We start from the raw sequence: 15,950 nt of genomic DNA, 5'->3' as shown, positions 1-15,950 counted from the left end.
AATTATTCCAAATATAAGATGAATAGCCAAGATATTTATATTCTTGCCATAGAATCCTCCTGTGACGATACTTCTGCCGCCGTTTTACACAATGATAGGGTACTTAGCAATGTAGTGGCCAACCAAGACATTCATGAGGCCTACGGCGGGGTGGTTCCCGAATTGGCCTCCAGGGCTCACCAGCAAAACATCGTTCCGGTTGTTCATCAGGCCTTAGCCCAGGCAAATATCGATAAAAATAGTTTATCGGCCATAGCTTTTACCCGCGGACCGGGGCTTATGGGGTCCTTACTCGTGGGGAGTTCTTTTGCCAAATCGCTGAGTCTTGGACTTGGTATTCCACTTATCGAGGTGAACCATATGAAAGCCCATATCCTGGCTCATTTTATTGACGAACCCGGGATGAAGAAACCGGAATTCCCCTTCCTGGCCGTTACCATAAGTGGCGGGCATACCCAGATCGTCAGGGTCGACGATCATTTTACCATGGAAGTGATCGGAGAAACCCTTGATGATGCCGTTGGAGAAGCTTTTGATAAAAGTGCTAAAATCCTGGGACTGCCCTATCCCGGCGGCCCCCTGATCGATAAGAATGCTGCCAAGGGGAATCCAAAGGCTTTTGATTTTCCTATCCCGAAAGTAGGAGGCTTAAACTTCAGTTTCAGCGGTTTTAAAACCTCCATTCTGTATTTCATTCAAAAAGAAGTTGCCAACGACCCTGACTTTATTGAAAAGCATATGAACGATATCTGTGCCTCGGTGCAGGATACCATTATTCGTATTTTAATGAAGAAGATCAAAAAGGCTGTGAAGGAGACCGGAATTAACCGTGTGGCTATCGGAGGCGGAGTGTCTGCCAACTCCGGCATCAGAAAAGCCATGAAAGATGCCGAAAAACAGTTGGGCTGGAATACCTTTATTCCTAAATTTGAGTACACCACAGATAATGCTGCCATGATCGGCATTGTGGGTTATTATAAATTTTTGAAGGGTGATTTTGCTGATGAACGCATCAGCTCTAAAGCCCGTTTCGCTATCTAATCCTGCACCCTATGCAACTATTCTATGCTCCTTCCCTGACTCCTGATACCACGGTTTTCGCCTTTGATAAAGATGAAAGCAGGCACATTAGTAAGGTATTGCGAAAACGGGAAGGCGATGAGATCCATATTACCGACGGCAAAGGGTACCTCTATTACGGGCATCTGACCCTTGTTACCCCAAAAGCCTGTGAAGTACAAATAGAGCGATCGGAAGAAAAAATACCCCGAAGGTACAGCATTCACATGGCTGTAGCTCCCACAAAGAGCAATGATCGTTATGAATGGTTTTTGGAAAAGGCAACAGAGATCGGCGTTGATGAGATCACCCCCATAATTTGTGATCATTCAGAGCGGAAGGTGGTAAAAACAGACCGTATGGAGAAGATCCTGCAGTCGGCCATGAAACAATCATTGAGCTGCTTTTTACCAAAACTGAATCCACCTGTATCTCTTAAAGAATTCATTGTTCAGGAGCATAATGCTCATAAATTCATAGCCCATTGCTACGAGAAGGAACGTTTTGATCTAAAACGCCGGGTACAACCTGACTTTCCGGTGCTGATGCTTATCGGTCCGGAAGGCGATTTTTCAGAAGAAGAAGTATCCCTGGCCCTTGATCACGGATTTTTACCCGTTATTTTAGGTGACAACCGCCTACGTACAGAAACAGCGGCCATTGTGGCCTGTAATACCGTAGCCCTGATCAACCAATAAACCAACAGCTCATGAAACCGGGAATTGTTCTACTTTTCATCTTAAGCATCCTCCAGCTGCATGGCCAGGAGATCGCTGTATTGAAATACCAGGGAGGTGGCGATTGGTATGCCAATCCAACAGCCCTTCCCAACCTCATTAGTTTTTGCAATTCCAACATTAACACCAAGATGGCTCCGAAACCCGCCACCGTGGATGCGGGAAGTGAAGAGATCTTTGATTATCCCTTTATTCATATGACCGGTCATGGCAATGTTTTCTTCAGCCGGGAAGATGCTCTGAACCTGAGAACCTACCTTTTAGCGGGAGGGTTTCTGCATATAGACGACAATTACGGGATGCGACCTTACCTGGAGAAAGAATTAAAAAAGGTATTCCCCGACAAAAACCTGACCCCCGTTGGTAAAGATCACCCTATTTTTCATCAATCATTCGACTTTCCGAACGGATTGCCCAAAATTCACGAACACGACGGATTACCCCCGGAGGCCCTGGGTATTTTTCACGAAAATAAACTGGTGCTCTTATTCACCTTCGAGAGCGACCTGGGCGATGGATGGGAAAATCAGGAAGTGCACAACGACCCGGAAGATGTTCGTTTAAAGGCGTTGAGAATGGGAGCTAATATTGTACAATTTGCTTTTGAGAACTGAAATGAAACCTGAACAGCTGGATCATTCTGATAATAAGTTCCAACAACGCCAATTCCCATTGACCGTAGTATGCGACGGAATTCACAGCGCCTCCAACACCGGTTCACTATTCAGGGTGGCAGAAGCTTTCGGAGTTGAAGAGATCATTTTCTGTGTTTACCTCCCTGAATTCAGCCGACGAATGGAAAAGACCGCCAGGTCTACCCATCAAAGAGTAGCCCACAGGTTTGAGCCTGAAACCGCAATAGCCTTAAAGGCCTTAAAGGAAGACGGCTATACTATCATTGCCCTGGAGATCACCAATAACAGTATCTCCCTTAACGAGGTAACACTTAAAAAACCGGCTAAGGTAGCCCTGCTGCTTGGTGGGGAGAACCATGGTATCTCTGCAGAGCATCTGGCCATGGCCGACCAGCATGTACATATTGATATGTACGGGGTAAACAGCAGCATGAATGTGAGCATGGCAGCGGGAATCTGCTTATTTGAACTGACCAACCTTTTAAAATAATTTTTTGCAGTAACTTGTAAGAAAAATAACGGTACTGAATCGGCTTTTATATGAATTCAAGAACCATTTCTAACGGGATCCTCAGGGCAGTAGGAATATTAACCGGGATCGTATTGCTTTGTTATTTCCTGTTTAAGATCCAATCGGTGATCGCCTATGTACTCATTTCTGTGGTCATTTCTTTGATCGGCAGACCCTTGGTCATTTTTTTAAGGAAAAGACTCAAATTCAACAACACTCTTGCTGTTATTACCACCATGGCGCTGATGATCCTTTTTATTGCCGGCATCGTAAGCTTGTTCATCCCCCTGGTTATGGAACAAAGCCGAAACCTTTCATTGCTTGACTATGATAAATTGCTGGCCAGTATGGAAAGTGTTTATCAGGAAGTCTCTGACTACCTGAATATCAGCAGAACAGAGGTAGAAGCATCCCTTGAAGAAACACTCCGAAATTCAGACCTCCTGTCCAGTTTCGGCTTTTCTGCCATTCCTTCCCTCCTTAATAATGTTTTGGGGGGTATTGGCACCTTTAGCTTCGGATTGTTTACTGTGATCTTTATTTCATTTTTCTTCCTTAAGGATAGTGGTCTTTTTCAGAACTCGCTGATGGCCCTGATCCCTGATGAAAAAGAAACCAGGGTGATCAACTCACTGGAAAAGATCAAAGGATTGTTATCGAGATATTTTATCGGATTGATATTACAGATCACGGTGCTCTTTGTCTTTTACACCATTGTATTACTGATCGTCGGAATTGAAAACGCCTTGGTGATCGCATTTCTTTGTGCCCTGCTCAACCTGATACCCTACATCGGACCCCTTATCGGTGGAGCCCTGATGATCATGCTTACCATGTCAAGCAACCTGGGAAGCGATTTCTCGGGAGTCATCCTGCCTAAGGCTATCTATGTGTTCATCGGTTTTCTTATAGGCCAATTGATCGATAATTTTTTCAGCCAGCCCTTTATATTTTCCAGTAGTGTAAAATCGCACCCTTTAGAGATCTTCCTGATTATTATTATTGCAGGATTACTCTTTGGGGTTTTGGGTATGGTGATCGCTATACCGGCCTACACCGCTGTTAAGGTGGTGCTTAAGGAGTTCCTCTCCCAATACAAGGTGGTAAAATCACTTACCAAAAATCTTTAGCCGTGAACCGGGCATTATTACGATCAGAAGTACAGGATTTTATCCGGGAGCACCTGCATGCCGATACGACTTCTATCATCCTGAAAGGCTCACCCTTTGGTGATGTCTCGGCAAAGGAACTTGCCGGGCAGATCGAATCGATGAGTAGGGCAGAAAAGAAACTCCCTACCTGGTTTAAAACCCCGAATATTTATTACCCCCCTTCCCTCTCTATAGAGCAAACCTCTTCTGAGGTTACAGCTGCTTATAAAGCCTCCCTCTTTCAAGGAATCCATTTTGTTGATATTACCGGAGGATTGGGGGTTGATGATCTTTACTTCGCCAGGCAGTTTAAAAAGGTAGATCACTGTGAGATCAATACAGCACTATCTGCCATTGCTGACCATAATTTCAGGCAGCTTGGTATTGATAATATCAGTTGTCACCCCGAAGATGGAATTCAATTTTTAAAGACTCTCAAGAGCATCGACATGGCTTATGCTGATCCTGCCCGTCGTGACGATCATAAGGGAAAGGTATTTCTACTGTCTGATTGTACCCCTGATATTAGTGTCCATCTTAAAGATCTGTTAGAAATTTCCACACGCATCATGATCAAAACCTCTCCCATGCTCGACCTGCGTGCAGGATTGGAACAACTGAGTCATGTAAAAGAGATCCATATCGTTGCCGTTAAAAATGAGGTAAAGGAGTTGCTTTGGGTTATCAGCCGCTGTAAAGATCAAAATGGATCAACAGGTGATTCTAAGGATAAGCAAGCTGCAGCACAAGGCGACAACCCTTTGATCGTTTGTGTAAACCTGGATGAACGTAAACCTACCCCGGAAAAATTTTCCTTTTCTCTCGCGCAATTAGAAAATGTAACAGCTAAAACAGGAGCTGTATCCACCTACCTCTACGAGCCTAATGCAGCCATTATGAAATCAGGGGCCTTTGGTTTGATCACTCAAACCTATAACGTTAAAAAGCTCCACCCTAACACCCACCTGTATACCAGTGATGAATTGGTCTCATTTCCCGGGAGAAGCTTCAGGGTAAAGCAGGTACTTGATTACAACAAAAAGACTATAAAAAAGGCGCTTGGAGGACAAAAGGCGAATATCACCACCCGTAACTTCCCGGAGACAGTGGCACAGCTCCGTAAAAAATTTAAAATAAATGACGGTGGAGAAAACTACGTATTTTTCTGTACCGCAGCAGATGGTCGTAAAATTGTTATCCTGACCGAAAAGGTCTGACCACTACTCGCAATGCCAAACAAAATCGGCTACCTCATAATTAAGGGTGGGTCCGTAATTATAGTGCCACCATTCTGAGGTAATGGCATTGAAGCCATAAGCCTCCATGGTTTCTTTCAGTACCTTCCGGTTATTCAATACATCTTCTGGGAGATCCCCAAAAGCATGGTGCGCTTTTTTACCGAAAAAATCAAAGGGGGTACCCATGTTGAGTTCATTATCCTCCATATCTACCAGGGTAATATCTACCGCTCCACCTTTGTTGTGTATTGATCCTTTGGCAGGGTCGGCCACATAGATCGGATTCGGATAGATCTCCCACATTTTTTTCTGAACACTGTGAGGACGATAGCAATCGTAGAATTTTATACGATACCCCTTTTCCATAAATGCCTTATTAACGGCAATTAAAGCTTTGGCCGTATTCACACGGGTATAGCATTCATCGCATTCGTAAACCTGCTTTTCCAGAAAATTATCGGTAGTAGCATACTTCATGTCGTACACGAAATCCCTGCTATAGTCCGCCAGACGCACAAAACTCGTGTCCGGTAAGCTTTGGAGATCAGGTTGGGTTGCAACCGGTGTCGGGGCAATGTCTTCTTTTACTTCTGCAACAGTTGGTTCTGCTGCTGTTGGTCTGTCTGTATTCTCTTTACAGGAAATAAAGGTGATGAGAAAAAGGCAAATTAAAATTCGGGACATAATGGTTGGTTTGTTCAAATGTAAGAAAATGATTTTTTCTAAAATTGTGCTTTAAAAGTGACCTTCCCCTTCCCCTTAGTAAGGGGAAGGTGTTAAAGCTTTCAGCTTTGACGGAAGGGGTGGTCCAATTCGTCATGGATGACCATTAGAATGAACCTTTTAGAAAGGAATTGAGGTAGATTGGGGAGATCGCCACAACCTGCGAAGCAGGTCAACCACTGACGAATTTTAATTTTGACCTGTCATAAATCATTAGCCCTTACTTTTTTGCATTGCCCAAAAAAGTAACAAAAAAGTCTAGTCCTGGTTCTTCGGCCATCCGCTAAAGATTCGTTAGCTAAGCCAGCTGAACTTCCCATGCTTTCAGCATGGCTCAAACAGCACCTGGCTTTTCACGCCAACTTCATCAAGCGGATCCTGGCCTGCCAGAACCTGAGGACGGCTTTTAATTCTTAGAAAGAATATAACTCAGCTATTCCAATTTGGGATGCTGGTTTGGAAGGAACGAATATTTGCAGCAATAGTCTGTAAACCAAGCGGAAGTGCGGAGCATGCAGCGCAGGGTTAGCAGCGGTTCTGCGAAGCAGAAATTGCCTCAAATATTCTTGATTTTTTGGTTCGTTTTGCATCAAGGCAAAATGAACATAAGCCCATGCATGAAAAGCTCATTCAATTGAGCAGTTCATCGTCATCATCCTCCACAAGAAATCAAATTTCAGTGATCTCGCGAAGACGACTATTTCCAACACACCTCCTTCGCTTCTTCGCTCCTTTACCCCTTTGCCTACTCACCCAAAACAATCTGTTAAAATATTGATAACCAAAACGTTAAAATCAACCTCAAACTAAAACAACCCCGAAATTTTAAGTATCTTGCCTGAACTTTATTGGGGTGCCAATTATGGCTGAGATCATACCCATGGGATTCAGCAGGTAATGCTGCTGAAGATTTAAAGTGTCAGGGGGAATACAATTGTTTTTGCAATTTCTATTCCCCTTGTCTTTTGTGCTAATCTCTGATTGAGAAACTTTCTATTGGGGTTTTGAACGGCCATAAAGGTCAACTTTTCATAGCTCATATGATCACCCTCCCCCAGTGGTCAACATCAAACCCTTTTATAAATCAAGAAATTATTGCTACAATTTCCTACCTTTAAGGTATGTACAGGTTTGTTTCCATCGTATTATCCTTAATGATCGCCCTGCAATCATTTCATATCACCCTGGCAGATGTCTTAGGCCTTGATGAGCTCATTGATCATGCGCAATTTCACCAGGAGGCATACGGAGACGATCTTCTCAGTTTTATCACCAAACATTACGGGGAGCTGCAGACCGACCATATGGACAGCACCGATCATGAGGAACACGACGACCTGCCCTTTCAGCACACCTTCTCGCACAACCATTGTCCTGTAGCCCTCTTTGCAGCAACCGATTACAGCATTATCCTGAATGAAACAACTCCCTCTCAGGAGGACCTGTTTTACAGATCATTTATCAATAACCTCCATACCATTCCCACCTTTCAGCCCCCACGTCAAGCATAATTACGTAAAAGGTTAACATCCTGTTCGTACGCATGACGAACAGGGTTTATGTTTTGTTCTAACACCCAGGAATTATGCTCACGCGATTAATAAAATTCAGTGTACACCATAAGTTGATCATATTTATTTCAGTGATCTTTCTTATCGTCTTCGGATTGTTTTCCCTTACAAGGATCTCCATCGGGGCGGTGCCCGACATTACCAATAACCAGGTACAGGTCATCACCACCTCCAGGAACCTTTCTACCCAGGATATGGAACAGTTCGTTACCTACCCCATCGAATTGGAAATGGCCAACCTGCCGGGTGTAAGGGAGATCAGATCCATTTCGAAATTCGGACTATCGGTAGTAACCATCGTTTTTGATGACGATATGGGCACCTACCTACCGAGACAATTGATCGCAGAAAAAATACAATCTGCCGGGGCCGGGATACCATCCGGTTTTGGCACTCCCGAATTAGGGCCTATATCCACAGGATTGGGTGAGATCTATCAATATGTGCTCGATGTAAAGCCGGGGTATGAAGATCGGTATTCGGCCATGGAACTGAGAACCATACAGGACTGGATCGTAAAACGGCAGCTGTCAGGTATACCCGGGGTTGTAGAAGTGAACACCTGGGGCGGATATCTCAAACAATACGAGGTAGCCCTGAATACTTCCCGATTAAACGCCATGAACCTCACAGCAGGACAGGTATATACCGCCCTGGAACGTAACAATCATGTGACCGGAGGAGGCTATATTGAACGTTCAGATCAGGCGTGGTTTATTCGTGGGGAAGGCCTGGTAAGCGACCTGGAAGATCTGAAAAAAATCGTGGTAAATACAGTCGATGGAAGTCCCATCCTGGTAGGTGATATCGCCGAAGTTGGTTACGGGTATGCCACCAGGTTTGGTGCCATTACCGGCAACGGAGAAGGCGAAAAGGTGTTAGGCCAGGTCATGATGCTCAAAGATGCTAATTCAAAAGAAGTGATCGATGCCGTTAAAAAAAGGGTGGAAAGTATACAGGAAAGTCTTCCCGAAGGTGTTGTCATCAACGGTTTTCTTGATCGGAGTGAGCTTATTGAAAAAACAACAGTTACCGTAACCGAAAACCTGATTCTGGGTTTTCTGATCGTGATCTTCGCAGTGGTATTGCTTTTGGGCAATCTAAGATCAGGATTGGTTATTGCCTCCGTCATCCCGCTTTCCCTCTTGTTTGCCCTTTCCATGATGTACCTGTTTCGTATTGATGCCAACCTGATGAGTCTGGGAGCTATCGACTTTGGGATCATCATCGATGGGGCGGTGATCATCGTTGAATTCATAGCCTTCAAATTAACCGGGCAATACTCCGGTATTCTTTCAGCCCCCAAAGAAGCACGCCAACATAAACGAGATGAACTAGCCATAGCAGGAGCTTCAGAAATGATGAATTCTGCTGTGTTCGGACAGTTGATCATCCTGATCGTATTTATCCCCATCCTGTCATTAAGCGGCATCGAGGGTAAAATGTTTAAACCCATGGCCCTTACCTTTTGTTTTGCACTTATCGGGGCCATGATATTGTGTTTCACCTACGTTCCCGTAATGGCATCTCTCTTTTTGCGAGGTCCCTCAAAAAAAGAAAACATCTCCACAAAACTAATCAAGGTCATTCAAAAGCTATACACCCCATCCCTTGACCTCGTGATGAAACACAAAACCATCACCCTGGGTATTGCCGCCCTTCTGGTAATCTCTGGAGGTATACTCTTCAGCAGATTAGGGGGAGAGTTCGTACCCACACTTGATGAGGGCGATTTTGTCATACAACCGGTATTGAAAACAGGAACCTCGCTGAAGAAAACTATTGCCACGACTACCCGGATCGAAAAGATCCTTTTAGAGCAATTCCCGGAGGTAGACCAGGTAGTCACCCGCATCGGGGCCGCAGAGGTGCCAACAGACCCTATGAGCATGGAAGACAGCGATGTGATCATTACCCTAAAAGATAAAGATGAATGGGTTTCTGCCAATACCAAAGATGAACTGGCTGAACAGTTCAAAGAAGCACTAAGGGTGATCCCCGGCATGGAGGTCGAATTTACCCAACCCATAGAAATGCGATTTAACGAACTTATTTCCGGGGTGCGATCAGATATCGCGGTGAAAGTGTACGGGGAAGACCTGGAGACCCTGGCCGACCTGGGAGAAGAAATAAAAGAGGTGATCGCGTCTGTTCCGGGTGCGGCAGATGTCAGTCTTGAAAAAACAGAAGGTTTACCCCAAATGAATGTGAGCTACGACCGAACCAAGATCGCGAGATACGGCCTTCATATTGCCGACCTGAATAACCTGGTAGCTATGGCATTCTCCGGGAAGGTAGTCGGAAGTGTGTTTGAGGGAGAAAAGCGCTTCGATCTTGCCATTCGTTTACAGGAACAGAACCGGCAAGGTATTGATGATCTCAAAGGACTTTTTGTAGATCTGCCAACAGGCGGACAAATTCCCCTCAGTGAGGTGGCAACCATTACCCTGAAAAAAGGAGCAGCCAAGATCTCCAGGGAGAATACACGAAGAAGGATCGTGATCGGGATCAATGTGAGAAACCGCGATCTGGAGTCGGTAGTTGATGATATCAGAAACCGTATATCTGATCAGGTGACCCTGCCCGCCGGCTATACAGTTACCTATGGCGGACAGTTTGAAAACCTGAGAGAGGCCAAGGAACGCCTAAAGGTAGCTGTCCCCATCGCCCTGGCCCTGATATTCTTAATGCTCTTCTTTGCTTTCAGCTCGGTTAAAAAGGCCATCCTGATCTACTCCGCCATTCCCCTTGCTGCCGTTGGTGGTGTGTTCTTGCTTTTCCTCAGAGGAATGCCTTTCAGTATTTCTGCAGGGGTTGGATTTATTGCCCTTTTCGGGATTGCCGTGCTGAATGGTATCGTTTTAATTGAACATTTCAAGGAAATGGATATGAGTAAATTCAAGAATATTGACGAACTGGTGAAGCAAGGCACCAAAGATCGACTAAGAGCGGTGCTGCTTACCGCAACAGCCGCGGCGCTGGGCTTCTTACCCATGGCCGTCTCTACCAATGTCGGTGCCGAAGTGCAAAGACCCCTGGCCACCGTAGTCATTGGCGGTCTGATCACAGCCACCCTCCTCACCCTTATGGTATTGCCGGTATTATATGCCATGGTGTATGGGAAAGATCATAAAGAGGACTCATGGAAGATCACATCCCCACTGAAAAGTACGGTAGTTATACTAATAATGGGGTTAGGAATGCTGAACCTTACAGAAACACAAGCCCAGCAGTTGCCTTTAACCCTTGAAGAACTTGAAACCCTTGCCCTTGAAAACAACCGGGAATTACAGGCCATTGCCCTTCATCAAAAACGTCAAAATTCACTCATCGGTTCGGCCTGGAATATTGATAAAACAGAGGTCTATTATCAATATGATCAAAACAACCTCGCTGTAAACGGCAGGCCCATAGAAGTTTACGGAGTACAACAAACCTTTCTTTTTCCAACAGTGTATACCTCCCAAAGAAAAGTCCGGCAAACAAAGGCACAAAAAAGCGCCTATGAGTATGAACTGCAAAAAAACATACTGTTGAAAGACCTGAAACTGGCCTATCATGATTACCTGATCGCCCTTGAAAAAAAACACATCTACACCAGACTCGACAGCCTCTATGAGAGGTTCTCATATGCTGCTAAACGAAGATTTGAGCTGGGAGAAACTACCTATCTTGAAATGATCACAGCAAGATCAAAGCAGCAACAATTAAAGATCAAAACAGAGGGTGCTATGGCGCAGGCTGAAATTCATCTAAAGCGCATCTATTCATTGGTACAGACCAAAGATACTTTCAAGGTCAAAACCGAAAAACCCTATTCTCTTGTTATAGCACAAGAAGCCATGGCGTTTCCGGCAGAATTGAATATTATGGAAACCAACCTGAAGCTGGTCGAAGCCGAGCATCGCCTGGAAAAGAACCGCTTCTTACCCGATATCAGTGTAGAATATTTTCAGGGCAGCAACAGTACCCTTGAAGATAATCTTTACGGTTATAAACTAGGGTTGAAAATCCCCATCCTCTTCGGAGGCCAGGCTTCAAAGGTAAAAGCAAGCCGGATCAACAAAGACGCTTTCACCGCCAGGAAAGAGGCTTATCTGATCAATTATCAGCAAAAGAAATACGAATTGGAGACCCTGCTGGAAACCTACGAAAAAAACCTTTCCTATTATGAAAAGGAAGGCCAAACCATGGCCGGAGAACTTATCAGAACCGCCAATGTAAGTTACACCAACGGAGAGATCAATTTTTTCCAGTATATCCTCAGCCTGGAAAATGCATATACCATCCTGCTTGAACGCCTGGACCATCTCCAATTATACAATCAAACCCTCATTCAATTACAACATCTAACCCTGTCAGAATGAAACATGCATCAACATATTTAAAATTCCTGTTTATCAGCCTCCTTATTGCGGGCTGTAAAACGACTGAAGAAGATAGTGCTGCTCAAAACGAGTCAACTTCCCCACCTGCTTCGACCATTACTGTAAGCCGATCGCAATTCGAATCCAACCAAATGCAACTGGCTCCTGTCGTGATGACTTCAACGGCAGAAGAGGTCAGGGCCACAGGAGTTATTGACGTACCCCCGGAGAACAGGGCCTCCGTGAGTCCGGTCATGGGAGGCTATGTAACCCATACCCCACTGCTGGTAGGCAATAAGGTAAATAAGGGGGCTTCCCTGCTTACGTTGGAAAATCCTGAGTACGTGAAACTCCAGCAGCAATATCTCGAAGAGCGGGAATCCTTGAAATACCTGAAGGAAGAGTACGAACGGCATAAGGAATTGCTCAAAGAAAAGATTACCTCAAAAAAGAATTATTTACGTGCTGAAAGCACCTACCTGGCAACACGATCCAGGGTTTACGGACTCGAAAAACAGCTGCAGATCCTGGGGATAAAAACCGACCGGCTCGAACCTGAGAATATTACCACAGAGATCAGTTTAACCGCCCCGATCTCCGGCAGTATCACTGAAATTCATATTGCAAAAGGCGATTACCTGCAGCCTTCAGAAACGGCCATGGAGATCGTGAATAACGACCACCTCCACCTGGAATTAAATGTTTTCGAAAAAGATATTCTAAAGGTACAGGAAGGACAGGAAATTGAGTTCCGTATTCCCGAGTCGTCCGATAAATCATTCCGGGCCGAGGTCTACCTGAAAAGTAATGCCCTTTCTGAAAACCGCACCATTCGCATTCACGGGCATATCCCGGATAGCCTGCGTAATGTAATGGTTGTGGGTATGTATGTAGAAGCTGTTATACTAACAGGTGACAAAGCAGAGAATTCACTTCCCTCCGTACCTGAAGAAGCGATCATTGAAAAGGATGGCAACTATTATCTGTTATTCCTGGAAAATGAAACTGCAGATGAATATATTTTTAGAAAACAGGCAGTAAGCCCGGGACAAACCCGAAATGGGCTAACAAGCCTGGAGGGGTTAGCTATCGAGGAAGGAGCCAGGGTATTGTCTAAAGGGGCCTTTGATATTTTTCAGTAATGTGGAATAACGGATAAACTTAACACTCATTTGTTCAGTGAATTACAGAGCATGAGTTATCTTTAAGGGACTTCTAAAGCACAACTCATGGAATCTGCAACATCGATCTTTCCACCCCTCCCCCTGGAGGAATGGGAAGCCACCAAAGAAACCTTTCACCGCTATCTTCAGATCATTGGTAAGATCCGGTTAACACTCATGCCGCGAAAAAACCATTGGTGGTATATTACCCTGTATACCAATTCCCGTGGATTCGGCACAGGAAGTATACCCTACAAGGATCTCTTTTTTGAGATACAGGTAGATGTGGTTGGGCATAAGGTGATCGTTTCTGCCAGTAACGGAAAGGAAGCATCTTTCGAGCTATACGACGGTCTCTCTGTGGCAAAGTTTTATGCTCGGATGATGGAAAGCCTGGATGCTATCGGTGTGAAAGTGCAAATTCTTGCAAAGCCCTATGATCTCTCTGATGATGTGCCCTTTGCAGAATGTGAGCAGCACCACAGCTATCAAAAGGCATATGTAGAACGTTTTTGGCAGATCATGCTTCAGGTAGATCACATTTTCAAGGAATTCAGCGGAAGGTCATACAGCAAAACCTGTCCGGTGCATTTATACTGGCATCATATGGATCTGGCCGTGACCCGCTTTTCGGGCGAAAAAGGTCCGGAAATGAAAGAGGCCGGGGTGGCTGATAAGGACGCTTACTCCCATGAAGTGATCAGTTTTGGATTTTGGGCGGGTGATGCCGAAGTACGCGCACCTGCGTTCTACTCTTACACCTATCCTTCACCTGAAGGCCTGGACCGGGAACCCCTTAAGCCGGAAGGTGCACAATGGATTGACAGCAACGGGAGTCCCATGGCTTTACTCATGTATGATGATATTCGGGATAATGACAACCCTAAAGAACTTTTAATGCAGTTCTTGGAAAGTGCTTATCAAGCCGGGGCCAAACGCGCCGGATGGGATATAGAAGAGTTAAGAGTGCCGAGTATTGAGGAGATGAAGAGGGGGTAGTGAGTCGGGAGTGGTAGATGGTAGATGGTAGATGGTAGATGGTAGAAATCTAAAAAATTATTGTTTTTGGAATTTGGCCTTTATGTATTTAACAGCGCCTTAGGATCTTTTAACATTTTATAGAAAAAATTCTATCTAAATAAGGCTGTATCTTTCACACTGGATTTTCCAATCAATAAAGAATGACAAGCCTTTTTCTAAGGGTTAATAGTTCAAAACAGTTTTTAAGGAAATTGTTTATCCTATTCGCCTTTTTGACTTTTCCTCTTATGAATGCCCAGAACTTTGAAGGTCGGGTATTCCATGAAGATACCCCACTGGAGGGAATAATCTTCTTCAATCAACAAAGTCAGCAAGCCGCCTATTCTGATACCATGGGATATTTCAATATTGCTGCCCGGAAGGGTGACACTGTGCGTATATCTTCAAACTATTATCAGGAAAAATTGGTGATTATAAGTACAGAAGAGCTTGAGCAAGGGGTTGTGATAGCCCTAGAAGGTAATGGTATAGATTTAGAAGAAGTAGTGGTTACCAAAACCCTAGAGCCGAAAAAATTCAATACGATCACGTATTCCCGAAACCTGAATGAGGATATCAAAGAAGACATCAAGAAAAATTCGTGGAAATACGGTAAACCATCGTCTTATGGTGTAGATTTTGTTGCCATATACAAGTTTATCACCACCATGTTCAAAGCAAAAAGGAAAAAGCCTGAAAGATCAAATTTCGATTTTACTTCTATTAAGCAATTAGATTCTCTATTCTCTAATAGTGAAAAGTTTAATGATATGTTTCTCCGTGAAACGCTGAACATCCATCCTGATGAAAAACAACTTTATTTCTTTTACTTGGAATCAAAACAGCTCAGTGCTGAGATCTTCTCAAAAAATAAGGAGTTAGATCTTTTGGAGACACTATTGGTTGCTGCTGAAGAGTTCAATATGCTAAAAAGTACTTCAATCGTAGAAGAATAAATTTACAAAACACTATCGTACCTTAATCATTTTACTTATTTTTCATCCTTGTAAATTGGGTCATTAACTCAGTTGGTTTAGAGTGTCACCTTGACAGGGTGGAAGTCACTGGTTCGAATCCAGTATGACCCACATCAATTACCATCCCGATGCCTTTGGCACCGGGATTTTTATTTACCTGTGTTGAAAATTTGCTTTCATAAGCAAGGGGAAAATAAAAATACCAATTGGTTAACTCTGGTAAGTAGAAATACTAGTGATTCAGAGCAGAACCGCTGCTGTATCCCTACACTTCTTCGTCTAAGCGCTACCGCATACGTCCTCGTCTGTGGTGAAGGCATACTCACCTTTCCGCCTTTGGATGATAGGCTCTTAAAGGTTGAAAATCAATTACCAACAACTGTAAATTACAGACACTCCCCCTTCCTCCGCCCTTTAGGGTGGGGAAATGAGGAAGGGCAATAAGGTTACTCCCTGCGGTCGTGATCCTTTGCGCTCCCGCCTGAAAATAAAAGCCTTCTCCACGCTCATGCGTAGAGGTCTTTTTTAATTCCCCATGCCCTTACAAAAGCAAGCCTGTCTGACGACAGTCAGGCTTTTGACGGTTACCTCTAAAAATGCTGCCGCGGACGTCCTCGTCCGTGGCCAGGAGTACTACCTTCGGTCATGATCCTGATCACGATGCCCTGCTGCAAATACCAAGTCCGACAAAGGCTAAAGCCTTTGCTACTTTTTGTTTTCTTACCCAGTCTGAAACAAGTTTCGACTGGTGCGAAAACAAAAAGTCCGGTAACGTGAGTTACCGGACTTGGTGCTTGA

At 44.4% G+C, this 15,950-nt stretch carries 12 protein-coding genes and 1 tRNA gene; 12 read left to right on the top strand and 1 reads right to left on the bottom strand.

Annotated features, from left to right (window positions below; translation table 11 throughout):
* The first annotated feature begins 18 nt into the window (after positions 1–18).
* The 6 genes from tsaD to E7Z59_RS13260 are packed head-to-tail and all read left to right on the top strand — an operon-like array spanning position 19 to position 5,310.
* Positions 19–1,041: a tRNA (adenosine(37)-N6)-threonylcarbamoyltransferase complex transferase subunit TsaD gene (gene tsaD, locus E7Z59_RS13285; RefSeq protein ID WP_136336818.1), complete on the top strand. Its 1,023-nt coding sequence runs from the start codon at positions 19–21 to the stop codon at positions 1,039–1,041.
* 11 nt (positions 1,042–1,052) lie between these two features.
* Positions 1,053–1,757 carry a 16S rRNA (uracil(1498)-N(3))-methyltransferase gene (locus E7Z59_RS13280; protein ID WP_136336817.1) on the top strand — a complete coding sequence of 235 codons (705 nt, stop codon included), beginning with the start codon at positions 1,053–1,055 and terminating at the stop codon, positions 1,755–1,757.
* An 11-nt stretch (positions 1,758–1,768) separates the two neighbouring features.
* A complete protein-coding gene (locus E7Z59_RS13275) occupies positions 1,769–2,410 on the top strand; it encodes a DUF4159 domain-containing protein (protein WP_136336816.1) in 642 nt (213 codons plus the stop codon).
* A complete protein-coding gene (locus E7Z59_RS13270; protein WP_244932698.1) occupies positions 2,400–2,921 on the top strand; it encodes a TrmH family RNA methyltransferase in 522 nt (173 codons plus the stop codon). The genes E7Z59_RS13275 and E7Z59_RS13270 overlap by 11 nt, the downstream gene beginning before the upstream one ends.
* Before the next feature lie 50 nt (positions 2,922–2,971).
* Positions 2,972–4,072 (top strand): AI-2E family transporter, encoded by a 1,101-nt coding sequence (locus E7Z59_RS13265; protein ID WP_136336815.1) that lies wholly within the window; start codon positions 2,972–2,974, stop codon positions 4,070–4,072.
* Positions 4,073–4,074: 2 nt separating this feature from the next.
* Positions 4,075–5,310 carry a THUMP-like domain-containing protein gene (locus E7Z59_RS13260; RefSeq protein WP_136336814.1) on the top strand — a complete coding sequence of 412 codons (1,236 nt, stop codon included), beginning with the start codon at positions 4,075–4,077 and terminating at the stop codon, positions 5,308–5,310.
* Between the two features lie 3 nt (positions 5,311–5,313).
* Here the strand turns inward: E7Z59_RS13260 and E7Z59_RS13255 are convergent, their stop codons facing one another.
* Positions 5,314–6,015, bottom strand: a complete 702-nt coding sequence (locus tag E7Z59_RS13255) for a M15 family metallopeptidase (protein WP_136336813.1) — start codon at positions 6,013–6,015, stop codon at positions 5,314–5,316.
* Between the two features lie 1,160 nt (positions 6,016–7,175).
* Between E7Z59_RS13255 and E7Z59_RS13250 the strand changes: the two genes are divergently transcribed.
* The 6 genes from E7Z59_RS13250 (at position 7,176) to E7Z59_RS13225 (ending at position 15,263) form a co-directional block, all read left to right on the top strand.
* Positions 7,176–7,565 carry a hypothetical protein gene (locus tag E7Z59_RS13250; RefSeq protein WP_136336812.1) on the top strand — a complete coding sequence of 130 codons (390 nt, stop codon included), beginning with the start codon at positions 7,176–7,178 and terminating at the stop codon, positions 7,563–7,565.
* A 74-nt stretch (positions 7,566–7,639) separates the two neighbouring features.
* A complete protein-coding gene (locus E7Z59_RS13245) occupies positions 7,640–11,992 on the top strand; it encodes a CusA/CzcA family heavy metal efflux RND transporter (RefSeq protein ID WP_136336811.1) in 4,353 nt (1,450 codons plus the stop codon).
* Complete coding sequence (locus E7Z59_RS13240) at positions 11,989–13,134, top strand: efflux RND transporter periplasmic adaptor subunit (protein ID WP_136336810.1); 1,146 nt, start codon at positions 11,989–11,991, stop codon at positions 13,132–13,134. Before E7Z59_RS13245 ends, E7Z59_RS13240 begins: the two co-directional genes overlap by 4 nt.
* 87 nt (positions 13,135–13,221) lie before the next feature.
* Positions 13,222–14,154, top strand: coding sequence for a DUF5996 family protein (locus E7Z59_RS13235; RefSeq protein WP_136336809.1), 933 nt, complete (start codon positions 13,222–13,224; stop codon positions 14,152–14,154).
* A 269-nt stretch (positions 14,155–14,423) separates the two neighbouring features.
* Positions 14,424–15,131 (top strand): carboxypeptidase-like regulatory domain-containing protein, encoded by a 708-nt coding sequence (locus E7Z59_RS13230; protein ID WP_136336808.1) that lies wholly within the window; start codon positions 14,424–14,426, stop codon positions 15,129–15,131.
* 57 nt (positions 15,132–15,188) lie between these two features.
* Positions 15,189–15,263, top strand: a tRNA-Val gene (locus tag E7Z59_RS13225).
* The last annotated feature ends 687 nt before the right edge of the window (positions 15,264–15,950 follow it).

Origin of the sequence: Robertkochia marina (assembly GCF_004799345.1) — a bacterium.
Classification (GTDB): domain Bacteria; phylum Bacteroidota; class Bacteroidia; order Flavobacteriales; family Flavobacteriaceae; genus Robertkochia; species Robertkochia marina.
The sequence above is the reverse complement of the archived record's forward strand: the minus strand, read 5'-3'. Positions and strand labels throughout refer to the sequence as shown.

Bases quoted from the DNA above. Each gene is read 5' to 3' on its own strand.
- E7Z59_RS13230 (WP_136336808.1), top strand. From the start codon at position 14,424: ATGAATGCCCAGAACTTTGAAGGTCGGGTATTCCATGAAGATACCCCA.
- E7Z59_RS13275 (WP_136336816.1), top strand. From the start codon at position 1,769: ATGAAACCGGGAATTGTTCTACTTTTCATCTTAAGCATCCTCCAGCTG.
- tsaD (WP_136336818.1), top strand. From the start codon at position 19: ATGAATAGCCAAGATATTTATATTCTTGCCATAGAATCCTCCTGTGAC.
- E7Z59_RS13240 (WP_136336810.1), top strand. From the start codon at position 11,989: ATGAAACATGCATCAACATATTTAAAATTCCTGTTTATCAGCCTCCTT.
- E7Z59_RS13235 (WP_136336809.1), top strand. From the start codon at position 13,222: ATGGAATCTGCAACATCGATCTTTCCACCCCTCCCCCTGGAGGAATGG.
- E7Z59_RS13245 (WP_136336811.1), top strand. From the start codon at position 7,640: ATGCTCACGCGATTAATAAAATTCAGTGTACACCATAAGTTGATCATA.
- E7Z59_RS13265 (WP_136336815.1), top strand. From the start codon at position 2,972: ATGAATTCAAGAACCATTTCTAACGGGATCCTCAGGGCAGTAGGAATA.
- E7Z59_RS13255 (WP_136336813.1), bottom strand. From the start codon at position 6,015: ATGTCCCGAATTTTAATTTGCCTTTTTCTCATCACCTTTATTTCCTGT.
- E7Z59_RS13250 (WP_136336812.1), top strand. From the start codon at position 7,176: ATGTACAGGTTTGTTTCCATCGTATTATCCTTAATGATCGCCCTGCAA.
- E7Z59_RS13280 (WP_136336817.1), top strand. From the start codon at position 1,053: ATGCAACTATTCTATGCTCCTTCCCTGACTCCTGATACCACGGTTTTC.